Annotated in this window: 13 protein-coding genes; 7 read left to right on the forward strand and 6 right to left on the reverse strand. The window is 72.1% G+C overall.

Annotated elements, in window-relative coordinates:
* Positions 1-121: 121 nt before the first annotated feature.
* A complete protein-coding gene (locus ABZ318_RS06790) occupies positions 122-637 on the reverse strand; it encodes a MarR family transcriptional regulator (protein WP_356901430.1) in 516 nt (171 codons plus the stop codon).
* Positions 638-793: 156 nt separating this feature from the next.
* Between ABZ318_RS06790 and ABZ318_RS06795 the strand changes: the two genes are divergently transcribed.
* Genes ABZ318_RS06795 through ABZ318_RS06810 form a run of 4 tightly spaced genes read left to right on the forward strand, consistent with a single transcriptional unit; the run spans position 794 to position 3292 of the window.
* Positions 794-1114: a hypothetical protein gene (locus ABZ318_RS06795; protein WP_356901431.1), complete on the forward strand. Its 321-nt coding sequence runs from the start codon at positions 794-796 to the stop codon at positions 1112-1114.
* A 1-nt stretch (position 1115) separates the two neighbouring features.
* Positions 1116-1961 carry an SGNH/GDSL hydrolase family protein gene (locus tag ABZ318_RS06800; RefSeq protein WP_356901432.1) on the forward strand — a complete coding sequence of 282 codons (846 nt, stop codon included), beginning with the start codon at positions 1116-1118 and terminating at the stop codon, positions 1959-1961.
* A 51-nt stretch (positions 1962-2012) separates the two neighbouring features.
* Positions 2013-2396: an NAD(P)H-binding protein gene (locus ABZ318_RS06805; RefSeq protein ID WP_356901433.1), complete on the forward strand. Its 384-nt coding sequence runs from the start codon at positions 2013-2015 to the stop codon at positions 2394-2396.
* A complete protein-coding gene (locus ABZ318_RS06810) occupies positions 2393-3292 on the forward strand; it encodes a Cof-type HAD-IIB family hydrolase (protein WP_356901434.1) in 900 nt (299 codons plus the stop codon). Before ABZ318_RS06805 ends, ABZ318_RS06810 begins: the two co-directional genes overlap by 4 nt.
* Positions 3293-3395: 103 nt before the next feature.
* Here ABZ318_RS06810 and ABZ318_RS06815 read toward each other — a convergent pair whose 3' ends face one another.
* The 4 genes from ABZ318_RS06815 to ABZ318_RS06830 form a co-directional block, all read right to left on the reverse strand.
* Positions 3396-5108 (reverse strand): GAF domain-containing protein, encoded by a 1713-nt coding sequence (locus ABZ318_RS06815; protein WP_356901435.1) that lies wholly within the window; start codon positions 5106-5108, stop codon positions 3396-3398.
* A gap of 20 nt (positions 5109-5128) precedes the next feature.
* Positions 5129-8746 carry a thiol reductant ABC exporter subunit CydD gene (cydD, locus tag ABZ318_RS06820; protein WP_356901436.1) on the reverse strand — a complete coding sequence of 1206 codons (3618 nt, stop codon included), beginning with the start codon at positions 8744-8746 and terminating at the stop codon, positions 5129-5131.
* A 71-nt stretch (positions 8747-8817) separates the two neighbouring features.
* Entirely contained in the window at positions 8818-9819 is a 1002-nt protein-coding gene (gene cydB / locus ABZ318_RS06825; RefSeq protein ID WP_356901437.1) for a cytochrome d ubiquinol oxidase subunit II, read from the reverse strand.
* 18 nt (positions 9820-9837) lie between these two features.
* Complete coding sequence (locus ABZ318_RS06830) at positions 9838-11346, reverse strand: cytochrome ubiquinol oxidase subunit I (RefSeq protein WP_356901438.1); 1509 nt, start codon at positions 11344-11346, stop codon at positions 9838-9840.
* A 207-nt stretch (positions 11347-11553) separates the two neighbouring features.
* On the opposite strand from ABZ318_RS06830, the gene ABZ318_RS06835 reads away from it, so the two are divergent.
* The gene (locus ABZ318_RS06835) at positions 11554-11934 is read left to right on the forward strand and encodes a cyclophilin-like fold protein (RefSeq protein WP_356901439.1); all 381 of its coding nucleotides are present in this window, start codon (positions 11554-11556) and stop codon (positions 11932-11934) included.
* A gap of 103 nt (positions 11935-12037) precedes the next feature.
* On the opposite strand, the gene hisC is transcribed toward ABZ318_RS06835, so the two are convergent.
* On the reverse strand, positions 12038-13135 hold the full coding sequence (gene hisC, locus ABZ318_RS06840) for a histidinol-phosphate transaminase (RefSeq protein ID WP_356901440.1): 1098 nt from the start codon (positions 13133-13135) through the stop codon (positions 12038-12040).
* A gap of 390 nt (positions 13136-13525) precedes the next feature.
* Here hisC and ABZ318_RS06845 point away from each other — a divergent pair, with 390 nt between their 5' ends.
* On the forward strand, positions 13526-14632 hold the full coding sequence (locus tag ABZ318_RS06845) for a LacI family DNA-binding transcriptional regulator (protein WP_356901441.1): 1107 nt from the start codon (positions 13526-13528) through the stop codon (positions 14630-14632).
* A 670-nt stretch (positions 14633-15302) separates the two neighbouring features.
* Positions 15303-16394: a metallophosphoesterase gene (locus ABZ318_RS06850; protein WP_356901464.1), complete on the forward strand. Its 1092-nt coding sequence runs from the start codon at positions 15303-15305 to the stop codon at positions 16392-16394.
* Positions 16395-16487 lie beyond the last annotated feature (93 nt).

A 16487-nucleotide genomic window follows, 5' to 3' on the forward strand; every position in this document is an offset into this window, starting at 1 on the left:
CCCTCCCCGGAGACGTCGTCAGCTCCCGAGGGGTATTCCCCGCCACGTCGGAAACGAACGGGTGTTTACGGCCACGTCCTGGCACACACCGCAGTGCGCCGGTCCCCGCGGGTCCTCCCGCTCAGCCCGGGCGCTTCGGCAGATGGCGGTAGCCCGGGTGCACCCCGGGGGTGAGGCCCTGCTGCTCGGCGATCCGCCCCAGGAGCACCGTCAGCCGGGCCCGGTCCTCCTCGTCGAGCGCCGCGAACAGGTCGTCCTCGTGCAGGGCGGCGACCTCACGGATCCGTCCGAGCACGCGGCGCCCGTCCTCGGAGACGTACAGCTCGTGGTGGCGACGGTCCTCGGTGCTGCGGCGCCGCTCGACGAACCCCTTCTTCTCCAGGTTGTCGATGAGCGCGACGACCCGGCTCGGGACGACGCCGAGGTCGGCGGCGAGGGAGCGCTGACTCCGTCCCGGCTCCATGGCGATCATCCGCAGCAGGCCGACGTCCGGCGGGGCGAGGCCGAGCTCGCCGACGCGCTCGCCGAAGCGTCCCGCCGCGTGCGCCCCGAGCTGGGCGAGCAGGAACGCTCCGCCGCGCGGGGGCGGGGGCGCCGCCGCTCCGGGATCTTCCACTGGTTGCCGGTCACTGCTCACGGGGCTATCGTACGCGACCAGAATGATTCTCCACTGTGAACTATTCTCATGAGAGAACGGACTGGACCGGTGTCTGCAGCAGAGAGCCGAACCACCCCCTGGCCGACCGAGGCCCCCCGAGCACGCCGGGAAGCTCAGGGAGGGCCTCCGCCCGGCGTGCTCGCCGTGGTGTTCACCGGGCTGTTCCTGGCCGGGCTCGTGCTCGGCACCGTGCTCGCCGACGGCGACCCCTTCCCCTCCCCCTTCGGCGAGACCGGCGAGATCGTGGCGTATTTCCGCACCCACTCCGACGCCGTCCGGATCTCCGGCGCCCTCCAGTTCGCGGCCTCGATCCCGCTGGCCGTCTACGCCGCCACGGTCTCGGCCCGGCTGCACCGGCTCGGCGTCCGCGCCCCCGGCGCGACCATCGCCCTGGCCGACGGCCTCCTCGCCGCCGGCTTCCTGCTGCCCCGTCGCCGCACCCGGAAGGAGAACTGACATGCCCGAGAACACGACGGACACGGACAAGAAGCTCACGGACAAGCTGGTGCGCTTCCAGCAGCCCGAGAAGACCCTCCGCTACCTGGGCGAGCTGCCCGACACCCGCCTCGCCGAACTGTTCGGCCTGGACACCGAGACGTACCGGACGCTCCTGCGCGGCCTCGACGAACAGACCCGGGACACCGCCGCCGAGCTCCTCGAGGACCCCGCCTTCGCCGCCCATGCCGACCGGCTGCCCTTCCGGCCCGGGCAGCGGGTCGTGGCCCTCGGCGAGAGCACCACCGCCGACCGGCTCTCCTGGTTCTCGATCCTGCGCCACCTCCTCCCGGACGGCGTCGAGCTCGTCAACCTCGCCGTCTCCGGTTCCACCACCACGCAGGCCCTCGCCCAGCTGCCCCGGCTCGGCTTCCTGCGCCCCGACTGGATCCTGTGCATGCTCGGCGCGAACGACGCCCAGCGGCTGGGCCGCGGTGCGGGGGCCGCCGGCACCCGGCTGGTCAGCGAGGCGGAGACCGAGCGCAACCTCCTCGCCCTGCGGGACCTCGCCGGGGGCGGGCTCGCCGGCCCGGACCGCTGGATCTGGCTCACCCCGAGCGCGGTGGACCAGGAGCGGGCCGACGCCTACCCGCACTTCCGCCGCGCCGGGATCGGCTGGGCGAGCGAGGACGTCGACGGTGTCGCCGACTTCCTCCTCGGGCGCCCGGAACTCACGGTCGACACCCGGCGGGTCACCGCCGGCCTGCACCTCGACGACGGCGTCCACCTCACCCTCGACGGCCAGCGGGCCGTCGCCGTCGCCCTCGTCGACGCGCTGGCACGGCGGGCGGGGACGGCAACGTCATGAGGCTCATGCTCTTCGGCGTCAACGGCGGTACGGGCGCGCGGCCACACCGACATGGCCCGGCTGGAGAGCTTCGTACGGTCGCCCGCCGCGGACGGCACCGTGTGGACGGTGGTCCGGCCCCCGATGCCGACCGACGGCCCGCTGACCCGCGCCTACCGGACCGCGGAGAACGCCCCTCTGGTACGGCCGAAGTCCCTCTCCCGCGCCGATCTCGCGCACTACCTGCTCACCCACGTGGACGACCGCCGCGCCCACCGGGCCGTCGTGGAGGTCGCGTACCGAGAACCCCGCACGAGCAACCGCACCGCGGGCCCACCCGCTCGACCCCGCGCACGGACCCACCCACATCCGCGATCCCGCCCACGTGATTCCGCGCACTCATATGTGCAGCTCCTCGCACGCCCGTGCGTCCGGTACGGAAGAATGGTGCGGTGACCTCTCCCCGTTCCCCGCGCCCTTCCGCCCCGGTGGCCCGGCTGATCGCCACCGACCTCGACGGCACCCTGCTGCGCGACGACAAGTCCGTGTCCCCGCGCACGGTCGCCGCCCTCGCGGCCGCCGAGCAGGCCGGGATCGAGGTCTTCTTCGTCACCGGCCGCCCGGCCCGCTGGATGGACGTCGTCAGCGACCACGTCCACGGCCACGGCCTGGCGATCTGCGCCAACGGCGCCGCCGTCGTCGACCTCCACTCGGGAGGCACCTTCCTGGAGGTCCGCCCGCTGGAGCGGCCGGTCGCGCTCGACGTGGTCCGCGCCCTGCGCGCCGCCGCACCGGGGACGTCCTTCGCCGTCGAGCTCACCACCGGCATCCACTACGAGCCGCAGTACCCGCCCTTCTTCCTCGACCCCGGCGCCACCGTCGCCACCGCCGAGAAGCTCCTCTTCGAGGAGAAGCCCGGCTCGGCCGCCCCGGTGCTCAAGCTGCTCGCCCAGCATCCCGAGCTCGACCCGGACGTGTTCCTCGCGCTCGCGCGGGAGGCCGCGGGCGACCGGGCCGCCTTCACCCGCTCCAGCCCGACCGCCCTCATCGAGATCAGCGCGCTCGGCGTCTCGAAGGCCTCCACCCTGGCCCTGTGCTGCGCCGAGCGCGGCATCGCGGCCGAGGAGGTCGTCGCCTTCGGCGACATGCCGAACGACATCGAGATGCTGAGCTGGGCCGGCCGCTCGTTCGCCATGGGCAACGCCCATCCGGACGTCATCACCGCCGCTTCGGGCCGCACGGTCGGCAACAACGACGACGGTGTGGCCGTCGTCATCGAACGACTCGTCGCCGAAGCGCTCGCCGACAGGCAGGCCACCGACCGGAACGGCGACAGCGAGACGGCGGGCTGAAGCGGCACTCCCGGCCGCGAACTGAAGCGGCGCCCCGGCCACGAGCTAGAACGGCACCCCGGCCGCGAGCTGGAGCGGCGCCTCCCCGTCGCAGGGCCGCAGGCTAGAGCGGCGCCTCCCACACCACCGTCGTTCCCCCGCCGTCCTCGCCCAGGCCCGGGTCGCACCAGCTCGCGCCGCCCAGCGACTCGGCCCGGCGCGCCAGATTGCGCAGGCCGCTGCGCCGGCCACCCGCCGGGATGCCGATGCCGTCGTCGGCGACCGAGAGGCGCACCCCGGCGGAGCCGTCCGGCAGGGTGACGCCGGCGTCGACGACGACCTCGATGCGGCTCGCCTCCGCGTGCCGGAACGCGTTCGAGAGCGCTTCGCGCAGGGCGGCGACGAGGTTCTTGCCAGTGAGCTCGCCGACCGTCGAGTCGATCGCGCCGAGGAAGCGGTGCGCGGGCTTGAAGCCGAGCGGCACGGCCGCCATGTTGATCTCCCGCAGGACGCGGGTGCGCAGTCCCGACGGGGCCTCGGCGGGGCCCTGCTGGAGCGCGAAGATCGCCGTACGGATCTCCTGGATGGTCACGTCCAGCTCGTCCACGGCCTTGCCCACGCCCTCGCGCACGGCCGGCACGATCGACCTCCGCTGGGCGCTCTCCAGCATCATGCCGGTGGCGAAGAGCCGCTGGATGACCAGGTCGTGCAGGTCGCGGGCGATCCGGTCGCGGTCCTCGAAGACCGCGAGGCGCTCCCGGTCGCGCTGAGCGTCGGCCATCATCAGGGCGAGGGCGGCCTGCGAGGCGAACTGGGTGGCGAGCGTCCGCTCGGTCTCCGTGAACTGCCGGGCGCCGCGCACCCGGGGGGTGGCGAGCGCGCCGAGGACCCGTCCGCCGCTCTGCAGCGGCAGCAGCATGCTCGGCCCGTACGAGGACGTCAGCCGACTGGTCATGCGCGGGTCGTTCGAGGCGTCGGCCACGAAGACGGCCTCGCCCTCCAGGAGCTCCTTCACGACGGCGGTCTCGGGCGGGATCACCATGCCCAGCGACTTCGTGGGCCGGGGCGAGGAGACGGCGACGACCTCCAGGCCGCCCTCCTCGGCGGGCAGCAGCACGATCCCTGCGTCCGCGTCGGCAAGCCTGCGGGCCTGCTCGGCGACGACCGTGAGGGCGTCGTCCGCGTCACCGCCGGAGAGCAGGGCGGTGGTGACGGCGACCGAGCCGTCGATCCACCGTTCGCGCTGCCGGGCCGCCTCGTACAGGCGGGCGTTGCCGATCGCGATGCCGGCCTCGGTGGCGAGGACCCGGACCATGTGCACGTCGTAGTCGTTGAACTCGCCGCCGCCGCGCTTCTCCGCGAGGTAGAGATTGCCGAAGATCTCGCCCTGGACCCGGATGGGGACGCCGAGGAAGGTCCGCATCGGCGGATGTCCCGGCGGGAAGCCCGCCGCGCGCGGATCGGTGGACAGATCGGCGAGGCGGATGGTCTGCGGGTCGCGGATCAGCGCGCCGAGCAGCCCCGCGTGGCCGTCGGGGCGGTGACCGATCCGGCGGACCACGTCCTCGCCGACGCCGAAGGTGACGAAGTCGGACAGGCCCTCGCCCTCCTCGTCGACGACGCCGATGGCGGCGTACCGGGCGTCGGCGAGTTCGGCGGCGGTCTCGCAGATCCGGTCGAGGGTGGAGCGGAGTTCGAGTCCGGTGCCGACCGAGCGCATGGCCTCCAGGAGCTGCGGCACGCGGGCGGTGAGCTCCGTGGACAAGCCCTGGAGGCTGCGGGTGACCTGGGTGGCGGCTTCCAGGGGGTCCGGGGCGCCGGATGCGGCAGCGGTCATGGACGTGAGCCTAGTAAGTCCTATTTGGCAAGAAAAGTCGGCCTCCCCGTACCGGTCGCCGCGGAGATGGCGTCGCCCGTGGCGCGGGAAGTGGCGAGCAGATCGGTCTCCCGCTCCTGTTCCAGCATCCGGCGCAGCGGGCCGTCCGCCGCCGCGAGCTCGGTGTACGGGCCGCGCTGCACGGTCCGGCCCTCGTCGAGGACCACCACCTCGTCGACGGCGTCGAGACCGTGCAGCCGGTGGGTGATGAGAACGGTGGTGCGGCCCTCGGTGGCCCGGAGCAGGTCGTCGGTGAGCGCGTCGGCGGTGGCCAGGTCCAGGTGCTCGGCGGGTTCGTCGAGGACGAGGACCGGGAAGTCGGCGAGGAGCGCCCGGGCGAGCGCGAGGCGCTGCCGCTGTCCCCCGGACAGCTGCGAGCCGTGCTCGCCCACGAGCGTGTCGAGTCCGGCGGGCAGTCCGTCGACCCAGTCGAGCAGCCGGGCCTGGCGCAGCGCCTCGCGCAGTTCCTCGTCGTCCGCGCCCACCTTGGCGAGCCGCAGGTTCTCGCGGACGGAGCTGTCGAAGAGGTGGGCGTCCTGGGCGCAGAGCCCGACGAACCGCCGGACCGCGTCGCCGTCGAGTTCCCGGGCCGGTACGCCGCCGATCCGGTACGTGCCGTGCTCCACGTCCAGGAACCGCAGCAGCACCTGGGCGAGCGTGGTCTTGCCGGAGCCGGAGGCGCCGACGACCGCGACCCGGCGCCCGGCCTCCAGGGTGAGCCCGAATCCGTCGAGCGCGAGCCGCTCCTGTCCGGCGTGCCGGGCCGAGAGCCCGGCCAGCTCCAGTGGGAACGGGTCCGCCGGGGGAGCGGCGGGCGTCCGCGGCTCGTGTACGGGGACGGGGGCGTCGAGCACCTCGAAGACCCGCTCGGCGCTGCGCTTGATCCGCTGCCGGTGCTGGACGGCGAGCGGCAGGCCGGTGACGGCCTCGAAGGCGGCGAGCGGCGTCAGGACGATCACGGCGAGGGCCACCCCGTCGAGCCGGCCGTCCCGTACGGCCTGGACGCCGACGAGCGCGGCGGCCGCGACCGTCAGGCCGCAGACCAGGGCCGAGAGGCCGGCGCCGAGCGCGGTGGCGGCGGCCTGCCGGGAGGCGATGGAGGTGAGGGCGCGGTCGGCGTCCCGCGTCCGCTCGATCCGGCCCCGGAGCGCACCGGCGACGGTCAGTTCGGCGCAGCCACGCAGCAGGTCGGCCACGGCGGTCGCCAGGGTGCCGCGCGCGGGGGCGAGCCGCCGCTCGGCCCGGCGCGCGAGGGCTCCGCCGGCCGCCGGCACGGCGACTCCGGCGATCAGCAGGCCCACGGCGAGGACGGCACTGGCCTCGGGCAGCAGCCAGGCGGTGAACCCGGCGGAGGCGACGCCCACGACGAGCGCGGCGCCCACCGGGAGCAGCCAGCGCAGCCAGTAGTCCTGGAGGGCGTCGACGTCCTGGACGAGCCGCGCGAGGAGGTCGCCGCGCCGGGTGCGGCCCAGCCCGGCCGGGGCGATCCGCTCCAGGCGCCGGTAGACGGAGACCCGCAGGTCGGCGAGCATCCGCAGGACGGCGTCGTGCGAGACGAGCCGCTCGGCGTACCGGAAGACGGCCCGGCCGATGCCGAAGGCGCGCGTGGCGGTGACGGCCATCATCAGGTAGAGCACGGGCGGCTGTTCGGAAGCCCGGGAGATAAGCCACCCGGACACGGCCATGAGCCCCACGGCGGACCCGAGCGCCAGGCTACCGAGCAACAGCGCGAGCACCATCCGCCCCTTGAGCTCGCCGGCCATGCCCCGGACACGCCCCAGCACCGACCGCCGCCCTGGTGTGGGCATCTGTTCCGCATAGGGCGAGGGGGGTCCCCCCTGCTCGAGCGAAGCCGAGAGCTCGGGGGAGGGTGGGCACACCCCACCGGCAACGCCGCCGTCTCCCGGACCCGCACCCCTGGCGCCTACGGTCGCGGTACCCGCACCCTTGGCACCGCCGGTACGAGGCGCACCAACGGTCACCACCCGATCCGCGACCGCGAGCAGCGCAGGCCGATGCACGACAAGCAGCACCGTCCGCCCCGCCGCGAGCCGACGAACCGCTTCCACGACCCCCGCCTCCGTAGAACCGTCGAGCGCCGCCGTCGGCTCGTCCAGCAGCAGCAGGGGCCGGTCCGCCAGGAACGCCCGGGCGAGCGCGAGCCGCTGCCGCTGCCCCGCCGAGAGCCCCGCGCCGTCCTCGCCGAGCGGGGTGTCGAGCCCCTGCGGCAGCCCCGCGACGAACCCGTCCGCCCCGGCGTCCCGCAGGGCGTCCCGTACCGCCTCGTCGGAGGCGTCCGGACGGGCCAGCCGTACGTTCTCGGCGACCGTCCCCGCGAAGAGGTACGGGCGCTGCGGGACCCAGGCGATCCGGGACCGCCACTCCTCCGGGTCGAGCGTCGCCAGGTCGGCGCCCCCGACCCGTACGGAACCGCCCTCCTCCGGCACCGCGAACCCCAGGACGACGTCGAGCAGCGTCGACTTCCCGGCCCCGCTCGGCCCGACCAGGGCCACCGTCTCGCCCGGCTCGACCGTCAGCGTCGCCGCGTCGAGCGAGGGCTCGGCGCGCCCCGCGTGCCGGACGGTCACGCCGTCGAGCTCAAGGCGTACGGACTCCGGGGCGCCCGCCGTGCCACCGTCCCGTACCGGCTGCTCCAGGACGTCGAAGATCTCCTCCGCCGCCGCGAGCCCCTCCGCCGCCGCGTGGTACTGCGCCCCCACCTGCCGCAGCGGGAGGTACGCCTCGGGCGCCAGGATCAGAATGACGAGCCCGGTGTAGAGATCGAGTTCACCGTGGACGAGCCGCATGCCGATCGTCACGGCGACGAGCGCGACCGACAGGGTCGCCAGGAGTTCGAGGGCGAAGGAGGAGAGGAAGGCGATCCGTAGCGTGCGCATCGTCGCCCGGCGGTACTCCGAGGTGATCGCGCGGATCGACTCGGCCTGGGCCTTCGCCCGGCCGAAGATCTTGAGGGTGGGCAGGCCGGCCACCACGTCCAGGAAGTGGCCGGAGAGCCGGGAGAGCAGCCTCCACTGCCGGTCCATCCGGGCCTGGGTGTACCAGCCGATGAGGATCATGAAGACCGGGATGAGCGGCAGCGTGACCACGATGATCGCCGCCGAGATCCAGTCCTCGGTGACGATCCGGGCCAGGACCGCCACCGGCACGACCACCGCGAGGCCCAGCTGCGGCAGATAGCGGGCGAAGTAGTCGTCGAGAGCGTCCACGCCCCGCGTGGCGAGGGCGATCAGCGAACCGGCCTTCTGGCCGCTCAGCCACCCCGGTCCGAGTGCGGCCGCGCGGCCGAGGAGCCGACCGCGCAGTTCGGACTTGACCGCGGCGCTCGCCCGGTGGGCGGCGAGCTCGGTCAGCCAGGAGACGAGCCCCCGTGCCCCCGCGACTCCGGCGAGCAGCAGCAGGGGCGTGGTCAGGTCGGCGACCGACTGGGCCTTCTGGAAGGCCCCCACCACGATCTCGGCGATGAGCATCGCCTGGGCGATGACCAGCGCCGCTCCGACGAGGCCGAGCACGACCACCGCGCTCAGGAAGAGACGGGTGGCCCTGGCGTACCGGAGCAGGCGCGGGTCGATCGGTTTCACGTGAAACATGCCCTTCTGGAGAGCGTCGGCCGCCGAGTGCCGACCGGTGGGCGTCGGCGGCCGGGTGGTGACTAGTGAGCGTCGGCGATGTGCTGCGTACCGATGCGCTTGCGGAACACCCAGTAGGTCCAGCTCTGGTAAAGCAGCACCAGCGGGGTCGCGATCGCCGCGCACCAGGTCATGATCTTGAGCGTGTACGGGCTGGAGGACGCGTTCGTCACGGTAAGGCTCCACTCGGGGTCGAGTGAAGACGGCATGACGTTCGGGAACAGCGCCAGGAAGAGCATCGCCACGGCGGCGGCGATCGTCACGCCCGAGAGCGCGAACGACCAGCCCTCACGCCCCGCCTTGATGGCGGCGATGGCGCCGACCAGCGCCACCACGGCGACCAGCATCGCCGCGAGGCTCCAGCCGTCCCCCGTGTCGACCTGGGTCCAGAGCAGGAAGCCCAGGGCGAGCACCGCCGTGACCAGGCCCAGCTTGAGCGCGAGCGCCCGCGCCCGGACCCGGATGTCCCCGACCGTCTTGAGCGAGGCGAAGACCGCGCCGTGGAAGGTGAAGAGGGTGAGCGTGACCAGACCGCCGAGGATCGCGTACGGGTTGAGCAGGTCCCCGAGGGTGCCGACGTACTCCATGTCGCCGTCGATCTTCACGCCCCGGACGATGTTGCCGAAGGCCACGCCCCAGAGGAACGCGGGGATCAGCGAGGTCCAGAAGATCGCCTGCTCCCAGTTGCGCTGCCAGTTCTCCTCGGGCCGCTTCACCCGGTACTCGAAGGCGACGCCCCGGACGATCAGGCAGACCAGGATGAGCAGCAGCGGCAGGTAGAAGCCGGAGAACAGCGTCGCGTACCACTCGGGGAACGCGGCGAAGGTCGCGCCGCCGGCGGTGAGCAGCCACACCTCGTTGCCGTCCCAGACGGGCCCGATGGTGTTGATGAGGACCCGCTTCTCGGCCCGGTCACGGGCGAGCAGCTTGGTCAGGATGCCGACCCCGAAGTCGAAGCCTTCGAGGAAGAAGTAGCCGGTCCAGAGGACGGCGATGAGTACGAACCAGACGTCGTGGAGTTCCATGCCTCGATCTCCTCAGCCTCAGTACGAGAAGGCCATGGGCCGGTCGGGGTCGCGAGAGTCCCCGCCGATCTTGGTGGGCGGGTTGAGGTCGTCCTCGGTGAGCTCCGGCGGGCCCGCCTTGACGTACTTGACGAGGAGCTTGACCTCGATGACGGCGAGGATCGCGTAGAGGGTGGTGAAGACGATCATCGAGGTGATGACCTCGCCCTGGGAGACGCCGGGGGAGACCGCGTCACGGGTGCGCAGCACGCCGTAGACGACCCAGGGCTGACGGCCCATCTCGGTGAAGATCCAGCCCCAGGAGTTGGCGATCAGCGGGAACGCCATCGTCCAGAGGGCGATGATCCAGTACCACGTGCCCAGGCGGGGGCTGAGCGCCTTCCGCTTGAACAGGACCAGGTTCGGCACCTCGTCCTCACCGGTCCGCATCCCCGGTGCCAGCATGAACTTCTTCCGGGTCAGCCAGAGACCGAGCATGCCGATGCCCAGCGAGGCCATGCCGAAGCCGATCATCCAGCGGAAGCCCCAGTAGGCGACGGGGATGTTGGGCCGGTAGTCGCCGGGGCCGAACTTCTCCTGCTCGGCCTTGTTCACGTCGTTGATGCCCGGGACGTACGAGCTGAAGTCGTCGTTCGCGAGGAAGGACAGCAGGCCGGGGACCTCGACGGCGACCGTGTTGTGGCCCTTCTCGACGTCGCCGTAGGCGAAGACCGAGAAGGGCGCGGGCGCCTCGCCGTCCCAGAGCGCCTCGGCGGCGGCCATCTTCATCGGCTGCTGCTTGAACATGACCTTGCCGAGCAGGTCGCCGCTGATGGCGGTGCCGAGACCGGCGATGATCAGCGTGATCAGACCGAGCCGCAGCGAGGTCCGCATGATCGGGATGTGCTTCTTGCGCGCCAGGTGGAAGGCGGAGATGCCCACCATGAACGCGCCGCCGACCAGGAACGCCGCCGTCATCGTGTGGAAGAACTGGGTGAGCGCGGTGTTCTGGGTGAGCACCTGCCAGAAGTCGGTGAGCTCCGCCCGGCCGCGCTCCTTGTCGATGCGGTAGCCCACGGGGTGCTGCATCCAGGAGTTGGCCGCCAGGATGAAGTACGCCGAGAGGATCGTGCCGATCGACACCATCCAGATGCAGGCGAGGTGGATCTTCTTCGGCAGCTTGTCCCAGCCGAAGATCCACAGACCGATGAAGGTCGACTCGAAGAAGAAGGCGATGAGCGCCTCGAAGGCGAGCGGGGCGCCGAAGATGTCGCCGACGAAGCGAGAGTAGTCGGACCAGTTCATGCCGAACTGGAACTCCTGCACGATCCCGGTGACCACGCCCATGGCGATGTTGATCAGGAAGAGCTTGCCCCAGAACTTCGTCGCCCGGAGGTACTTCTCGTTCTCCGTCCGGACCCAGGCGGTCTGGAGCCCGGCGGTGAGCGCGGCGAGGGAGATCGTCAGGGGGACAAAGAGGAAGTGGTAGACGGTGGTGATGCCGAACTGCCAGCGCGCCAATGTCTCCGGCGCCAAAGCTAGGTTCACGTCGTCTTCTCCTTACGTCGACGTGGGTCACAGCGGGCAGTCTGCCTGGCGGGTTCCACCCAAAGAGGGAGGAAACAGGGCACGCTTGTGAACGCGTTCACATTCACAAGCATTATGACTCATACGAAATCCGTACCGTCAATCGGGGGCCCCTCTACCGAAGGTGATCTCTTCCCAGGACCTTCAACATATTGTTGAATCGGGGGCATGACCCTTCGGATACGCATCATCTGGCCGGCCGGACACACCACGGCCACCCTTGAGGAGACCCCCACGAGCAAGGCGCTCGCGGGAGCCCTCCCGTTCTCCTCCACCGCCCGCACCTGGGGCGAGGAGGTCTATTTCGACACACCGGTCTCCGCCTCGGTCGAGGACGGCGCGCGCCAGGTCGTCGAGCCCGGCACCGTGGCCTTCTGGACGGAGGGCGACGCGCTCGCCCTCCCCTACGGCCCCACCCCGATCTCGCGGGGTGACGAATGCCGGCTGGCGAGCCCCTGCAATCTGCTGGGCGCGCTCGACGGCGACCCGCGGATCCTGGCCACCGTCAGGGACGGCGACCCGATCCGCGTCGAGGCCGCCGCGGGCTGACCGGCCCGACCCGCGGGAGTCCGTCAGCGGGCCGACCGGCCCGACCCGCGGGAGTCCGTCAGCGGCTGACCGGCCCGACCCGCGGGAGTTCGTCAGCGGCTGATCAGCCCTCCTTGCGGAAGCCCTCCGCCGCCTTCAGGAACAGGTCGTTGGCCTCGCACTCACCGATCGTGACGCGCACGCCCTCGCCCGCGAACGGCCGCACCATCACGCCGTGCCGCTCGCACTCCGCCGCGAACTCCATGGTCCGCTCGCCGAGCCGCAGCCAGACGAAGTTGGCCTGGGTGTCCGGCACGGTCCACCCCTGGGCCACGAGCCCCGCGTGGACCCGCTCGCGCTCCCCCACCAGCGAGCCGACCCGGCCGAGCAGTTCGTCCTCGGCCCGCAGCGAGGCCACCGCCGCGTCCTGCGCCAGCTGGCTCACGCCGAACGGCACCGCCGTCTTGCGCAGCGCCGCCGCCACCGGCTCGTGGGCCACCGCGAAGCCGACCCGCAGCCCCGCCAGGCCGTACGCCTTGGAGAAGGTGCGCAGCACGGCGACGTTGGGCCGGTCGCGGTAGAGCTCGATGCCGTCCGGGATGTCGCTGTCGCGGACGAACTCCCGGTAGGCCTCGTCGATCACGACGAGGACGTCGGAGGGCACCCGGTCCAGGAAGCGCTCCAGCTCCGCCCGGCGCACGGCGGTGCCCGTGGGGTTGTTGGGGTTGCAGACGAAGATCAGCCGGGTCCGCTCGGTGATCGCCTCGGCCATCGCGTCGAGGTCGTGCACCTCGCCCTCGGTCAGCGGCACCTGCACGGAGGTGGCGCCGCTGATCTGCGTGATGATCGGGTACGCCTCGAAGGAGCGCCAGGCGTAGATCACCTCGTCGCCCGGGCCCGAGGTGGCCTGGAGCAGCGACTGCGCGACGCCGACCGAGCCGGTGCCGGTGGCCAGGTGGGAGACGGGCACGCCGAAGCGGTTCGCCAGTTCCTCCGTCAGACCGGTGCAGGCCATGTCGGGGTAGCGGTTGAAGCTCGCGGCGGCGGCCAGCGTGCTCTCCATGACCCCCGGCAGCGGCGGGTAGGGGTTCTCGTTGGAGGACAGCTTGAAGGCCACGGGACCGCCCGCGGCGGCCGGCTTGCCCGGCTTGTAGGTGGGGACACCGTCCAGCTCGGCGCGCAGCTTGGGGCTGCCGGTGCTCGTCCCGCTGGTCTCGCTCACAGTGTGGCCTCCTCGACCGTCCGTACCGCCAATACTCCTCACCTTAAGAGGATTCGCCGCCGCTGCGAATGGGCTGTGGACAACAGGAGGGACACGCTGTGGACACGGCCCCGCTCGTGTTCCGGGAGAGGGGGGCGCGCGACAGGGTGGCGTGCGCCGGTGGCGGGCGCCGTGGCGCGCATCCCCCGTAGAGGTGAGTTGAGACCTCTTCGAGACCTCGCCCCCTCGCCAGGCCTACACCGTTCGATGGCCATAGATCACACGCCAGAAGCCCTAACTACCTTTGATTCAGCGCATCTTGGGCTTCTTCGATCATGCAGAAACGTGCCTGTCAACGCCTGCATATGCGACCGTCCCGACCGCCCCTCATCGCCCTACTATCGGCTCGCCATGACAGCAGCAGGGAAGCACCAGGTGAGCCGGGCACAGACCCGGGGAAGCCGGCAGGGCCGGGCAGGCATCCGGGACGTGGCCGCCGCCGCCGGGGTCTCCATCACGACTGTCTCCGACGCGCTCAACGGCAAGGGCCGACTCCCGGACGCCACCCGCCGCCACGTCCGCGAGGTCGCCGACAGGCTGGGCTACCGCCCATCCGCGGCGGCCCGCACGCTCCGTACCGGCAAGTCGGGACTCATCGGCCTGACCGTGACCACGTACGGGGATGAACCTTTCACCTTCACCGAATTCGCGTACTTCGCGGAGATGGCCAGAGCAGCCACATCGGCGGCGCTCGCCCGGGGCTACGCCCTGGTCATCCTCCCCGCCACCTCCCGCCATGACGTCTGGTCGAACGTCGCCCTCGACGGCACCGTCGTCATCGACCCCTCCGACCACGACCCGGTCGTCACCGAACTGGTCCGCCAGGGCCTGCCCGTCGTCTCCGACGGACGCCCCGCCGGCACCCTTCCGGTCACCGCCTGGGTCGACAACGACCACGAAGCCGCCGTCCTCGACCTGCTCGACCACCTCGCAGCCGCCGGCGCCCGCCGGATCGGCCTCCTCACCGGAACCACCACCGACACGTACACCCGCCTGTCCACCACCGCGTACCTCAACTGGTGCGAACGGGTGGGCCAGGACCCCGTCTACGAGGCCTATCCGGCGCACGACCCGTGCGCGGGCGCCGTCGCGGCCGACCGGCTGCTCGCCCGCCCGGACCGGCCCGACGCCGTGTACGGCCTCTTCGACCCCAACGGAACCGACCTCCTCGCGGCCGCGCGCCGCTACGGACTGCGCGTCCCGGACGACCTGCTGCTGGTCTGCTGCAGCGAGTCGACCGTCTACGCCACCACCGAACCGCCCATCACCACGCTCTCGCTCAAGCCGCGCCGGATCGGCACGGCCGTCGTCCAGCTCCTCATCGACGCCATCGAAGGGATCGACACCGACGGTCCGGTCGAGCAGGTGATACCGACCGAACTCATCATCCGCACCTCCTCGCAGCGACGTTCGCCACGCACCACGGTCAGCCCGCCACGCTCGCCGGCCAAGGACTGACACCACGGGCGGCGGCGCCCGAACCCGCCGTCATCCGAACCGCCGTCCCCGCCCCTGCCCGTGGGCAGGGACGGCGAAACCGATCACCGCACCGGGCTCATCCCTGGACTAGACCTTCACAATTCGGGCGAAACAATCGGCGAACCCGGAGTGAACCCGGATTCACCACCCCTGGTGCGTCACACGGAAGGGCCCTCATTCCTATGATGGGCGGACGACACCGCGGACCACCCCGACCAGGCCGGTCCGCGATGTGCAGGGCATCGCGACGGTGGTGGAGGGGTCGATGACTCAGGGGGCCGGTCAGGAGCCCGTGGTGCGCACGGCGACATTGCGTGACTTCCGCGTACCGCCGTACGCCCGCGTGCCCGTACAGGGCCACGCCGCCGAGCCGCCGTCCCCGGCGGAGCCGCCGACGGCGCCGCCGGGCGAGCCCGCTCCGGTCGAACGCCTGTCTGCCGTCGCGTATCCGGCATCCGCCGAGCACCTCCCCCCGATCGCCCCCTCCCCGGTCGAGGCCGTCCCGGTGCCGACCCCGCCGGCCGAGACCCTCCCGGCCGAGGCCCCTCCGGCCGAGGCGCCCCCGGCCGCGCCCGCCGCACCACTCCCGGCCGCCGCGCCGCAGACCTCCGCGCCGCAGGCACCCGCGCCCGCCGCACCGCCGGTAGCCGTGCCTGCCGCGCCTCCGGCCCCCGCCCCCATGCCCGCCGATCCGACCCTCCACCTGGGGCACCGGCTCGCCCCGGCGTACGCCGCCCCGGCCGGCTCCTCCATCGTCTCCGTCGCCACCGGCCACCCGGGCAACGCCTTCCCGGAGGGCGAGCCGCCCGAGGGCTACACCCCGACCGAGCGCGACCTCCCCGTCATCAACCGCGGCGACACCGTCCAGGTCCCCGTCACCACCGAACCGGCCCCCGCCCCGGAGCCCGCGAACGGCGACGGACCCGGCCCCCTCTACGTCGTCGGCGACGTCCACGGCTACCTCGACGAGCTCCTCGCCGCCCTGCGCGCCCAGGGCCTCATCGACGAGAACGGCGGCTGGGCCGCGGGCAACGCCCGGCTCTGGTTCCTCGGCGACTTCACCGACCGCGGCCCCGACGGCATCGGCGTCATCGACCTCGTCATGCGCCTCTCCGCCGAGGCCGCCGCCGCCGGCGGCTACTGCAAGGCCCTCATGGGCAACCACGAGCTGCTGCTGATCGGCGCCAAACGCTTCGGCGACACGCCCGTCAACTCCGGCGCGGGCACCGCCACCTTCCAGGCGGCCTGGCTGCTCAACGGCGGCCAGAAGCACGACATGGACCGGCTCCAGGACGTCCACCTCCAGTGGATGTCCCGGCTCGACGCCGTGGTGCGCGAGGACGACCACCTCCTCGTGCACTCCGACACCACCGCGTACCTCGAATACGGCCAGACCATCGAGGACGTCAACGACACGGTCCACGAGATCCTCAACCGGAACGACGCCGACGAGGTCTGGGACGTCTTCCGGAAGTTCACCAAGCGCTTCGCGTTCCGCGACGACGGCGGCCCGCAGGCCGTCCAGGAGCTGCTCTCCACCTACGGCGGCCGCCGGATCGTGCACGGCCACAGCCCCATCCCGTACCTCCTCGGCCAGGTCGGCACCGAGGACGGCGAGGACAGCGCGGGCCCGGTCGTCGACGGACCGCACGTGTACGCCGACGGTCTCGCGATCGCCATGGACGGCGGAGTGACCATGGCCGGAAAGCTACTGGTCGTCCAACTCCCCCTGAACGGCTGACGCATAACGCTGCGCATCCGGGGAAGGCGATTTCCGGAAAGACCCTGTCAGGCCGTGGTGTCACCGCAATACCATCGGGTCATCCGTAGCAGG

The organism is Streptomyces sp. NPDC006197 (genome assembly GCF_040613865.1).
Lineage (GTDB): Bacteria > Actinomycetota > Actinomycetes > Streptomycetales > Streptomycetaceae > Streptomyces.

Excerpts from the sequence above, each read along its gene's own strand:
- ABZ318_RS06800 (WP_356901432.1), top strand. The coding sequence starts at position 1,116 with ATGCCCGAGAACACGACGGACACGGACAAGAAGCTCACGGACAAGCTG.
- ABZ318_RS06805 (WP_356901433.1), top strand. The coding sequence starts at position 2,013 with ATGGCCCGGCTGGAGAGCTTCGTACGGTCGCCCGCCGCGGACGGCACC.
- ABZ318_RS06815 (WP_356901435.1), bottom strand. The coding sequence starts at position 5,108 with ATGACCGCTGCCGCATCCGGCGCCCCGGACCCCCTGGAAGCCGCCACC.
- cydB (WP_356901437.1), bottom strand. The coding sequence starts at position 9,819 with ATGGAACTCCACGACGTCTGGTTCGTACTCATCGCCGTCCTCTGGACC.
- ABZ318_RS06835 (WP_356901439.1), top strand. The coding sequence starts at position 11,554 with ATGACCCTTCGGATACGCATCATCTGGCCGGCCGGACACACCACGGCC.
- ABZ318_RS06845 (WP_356901441.1), top strand. The coding sequence starts at position 13,526 with ATGACAGCAGCAGGGAAGCACCAGGTGAGCCGGGCACAGACCCGGGGA.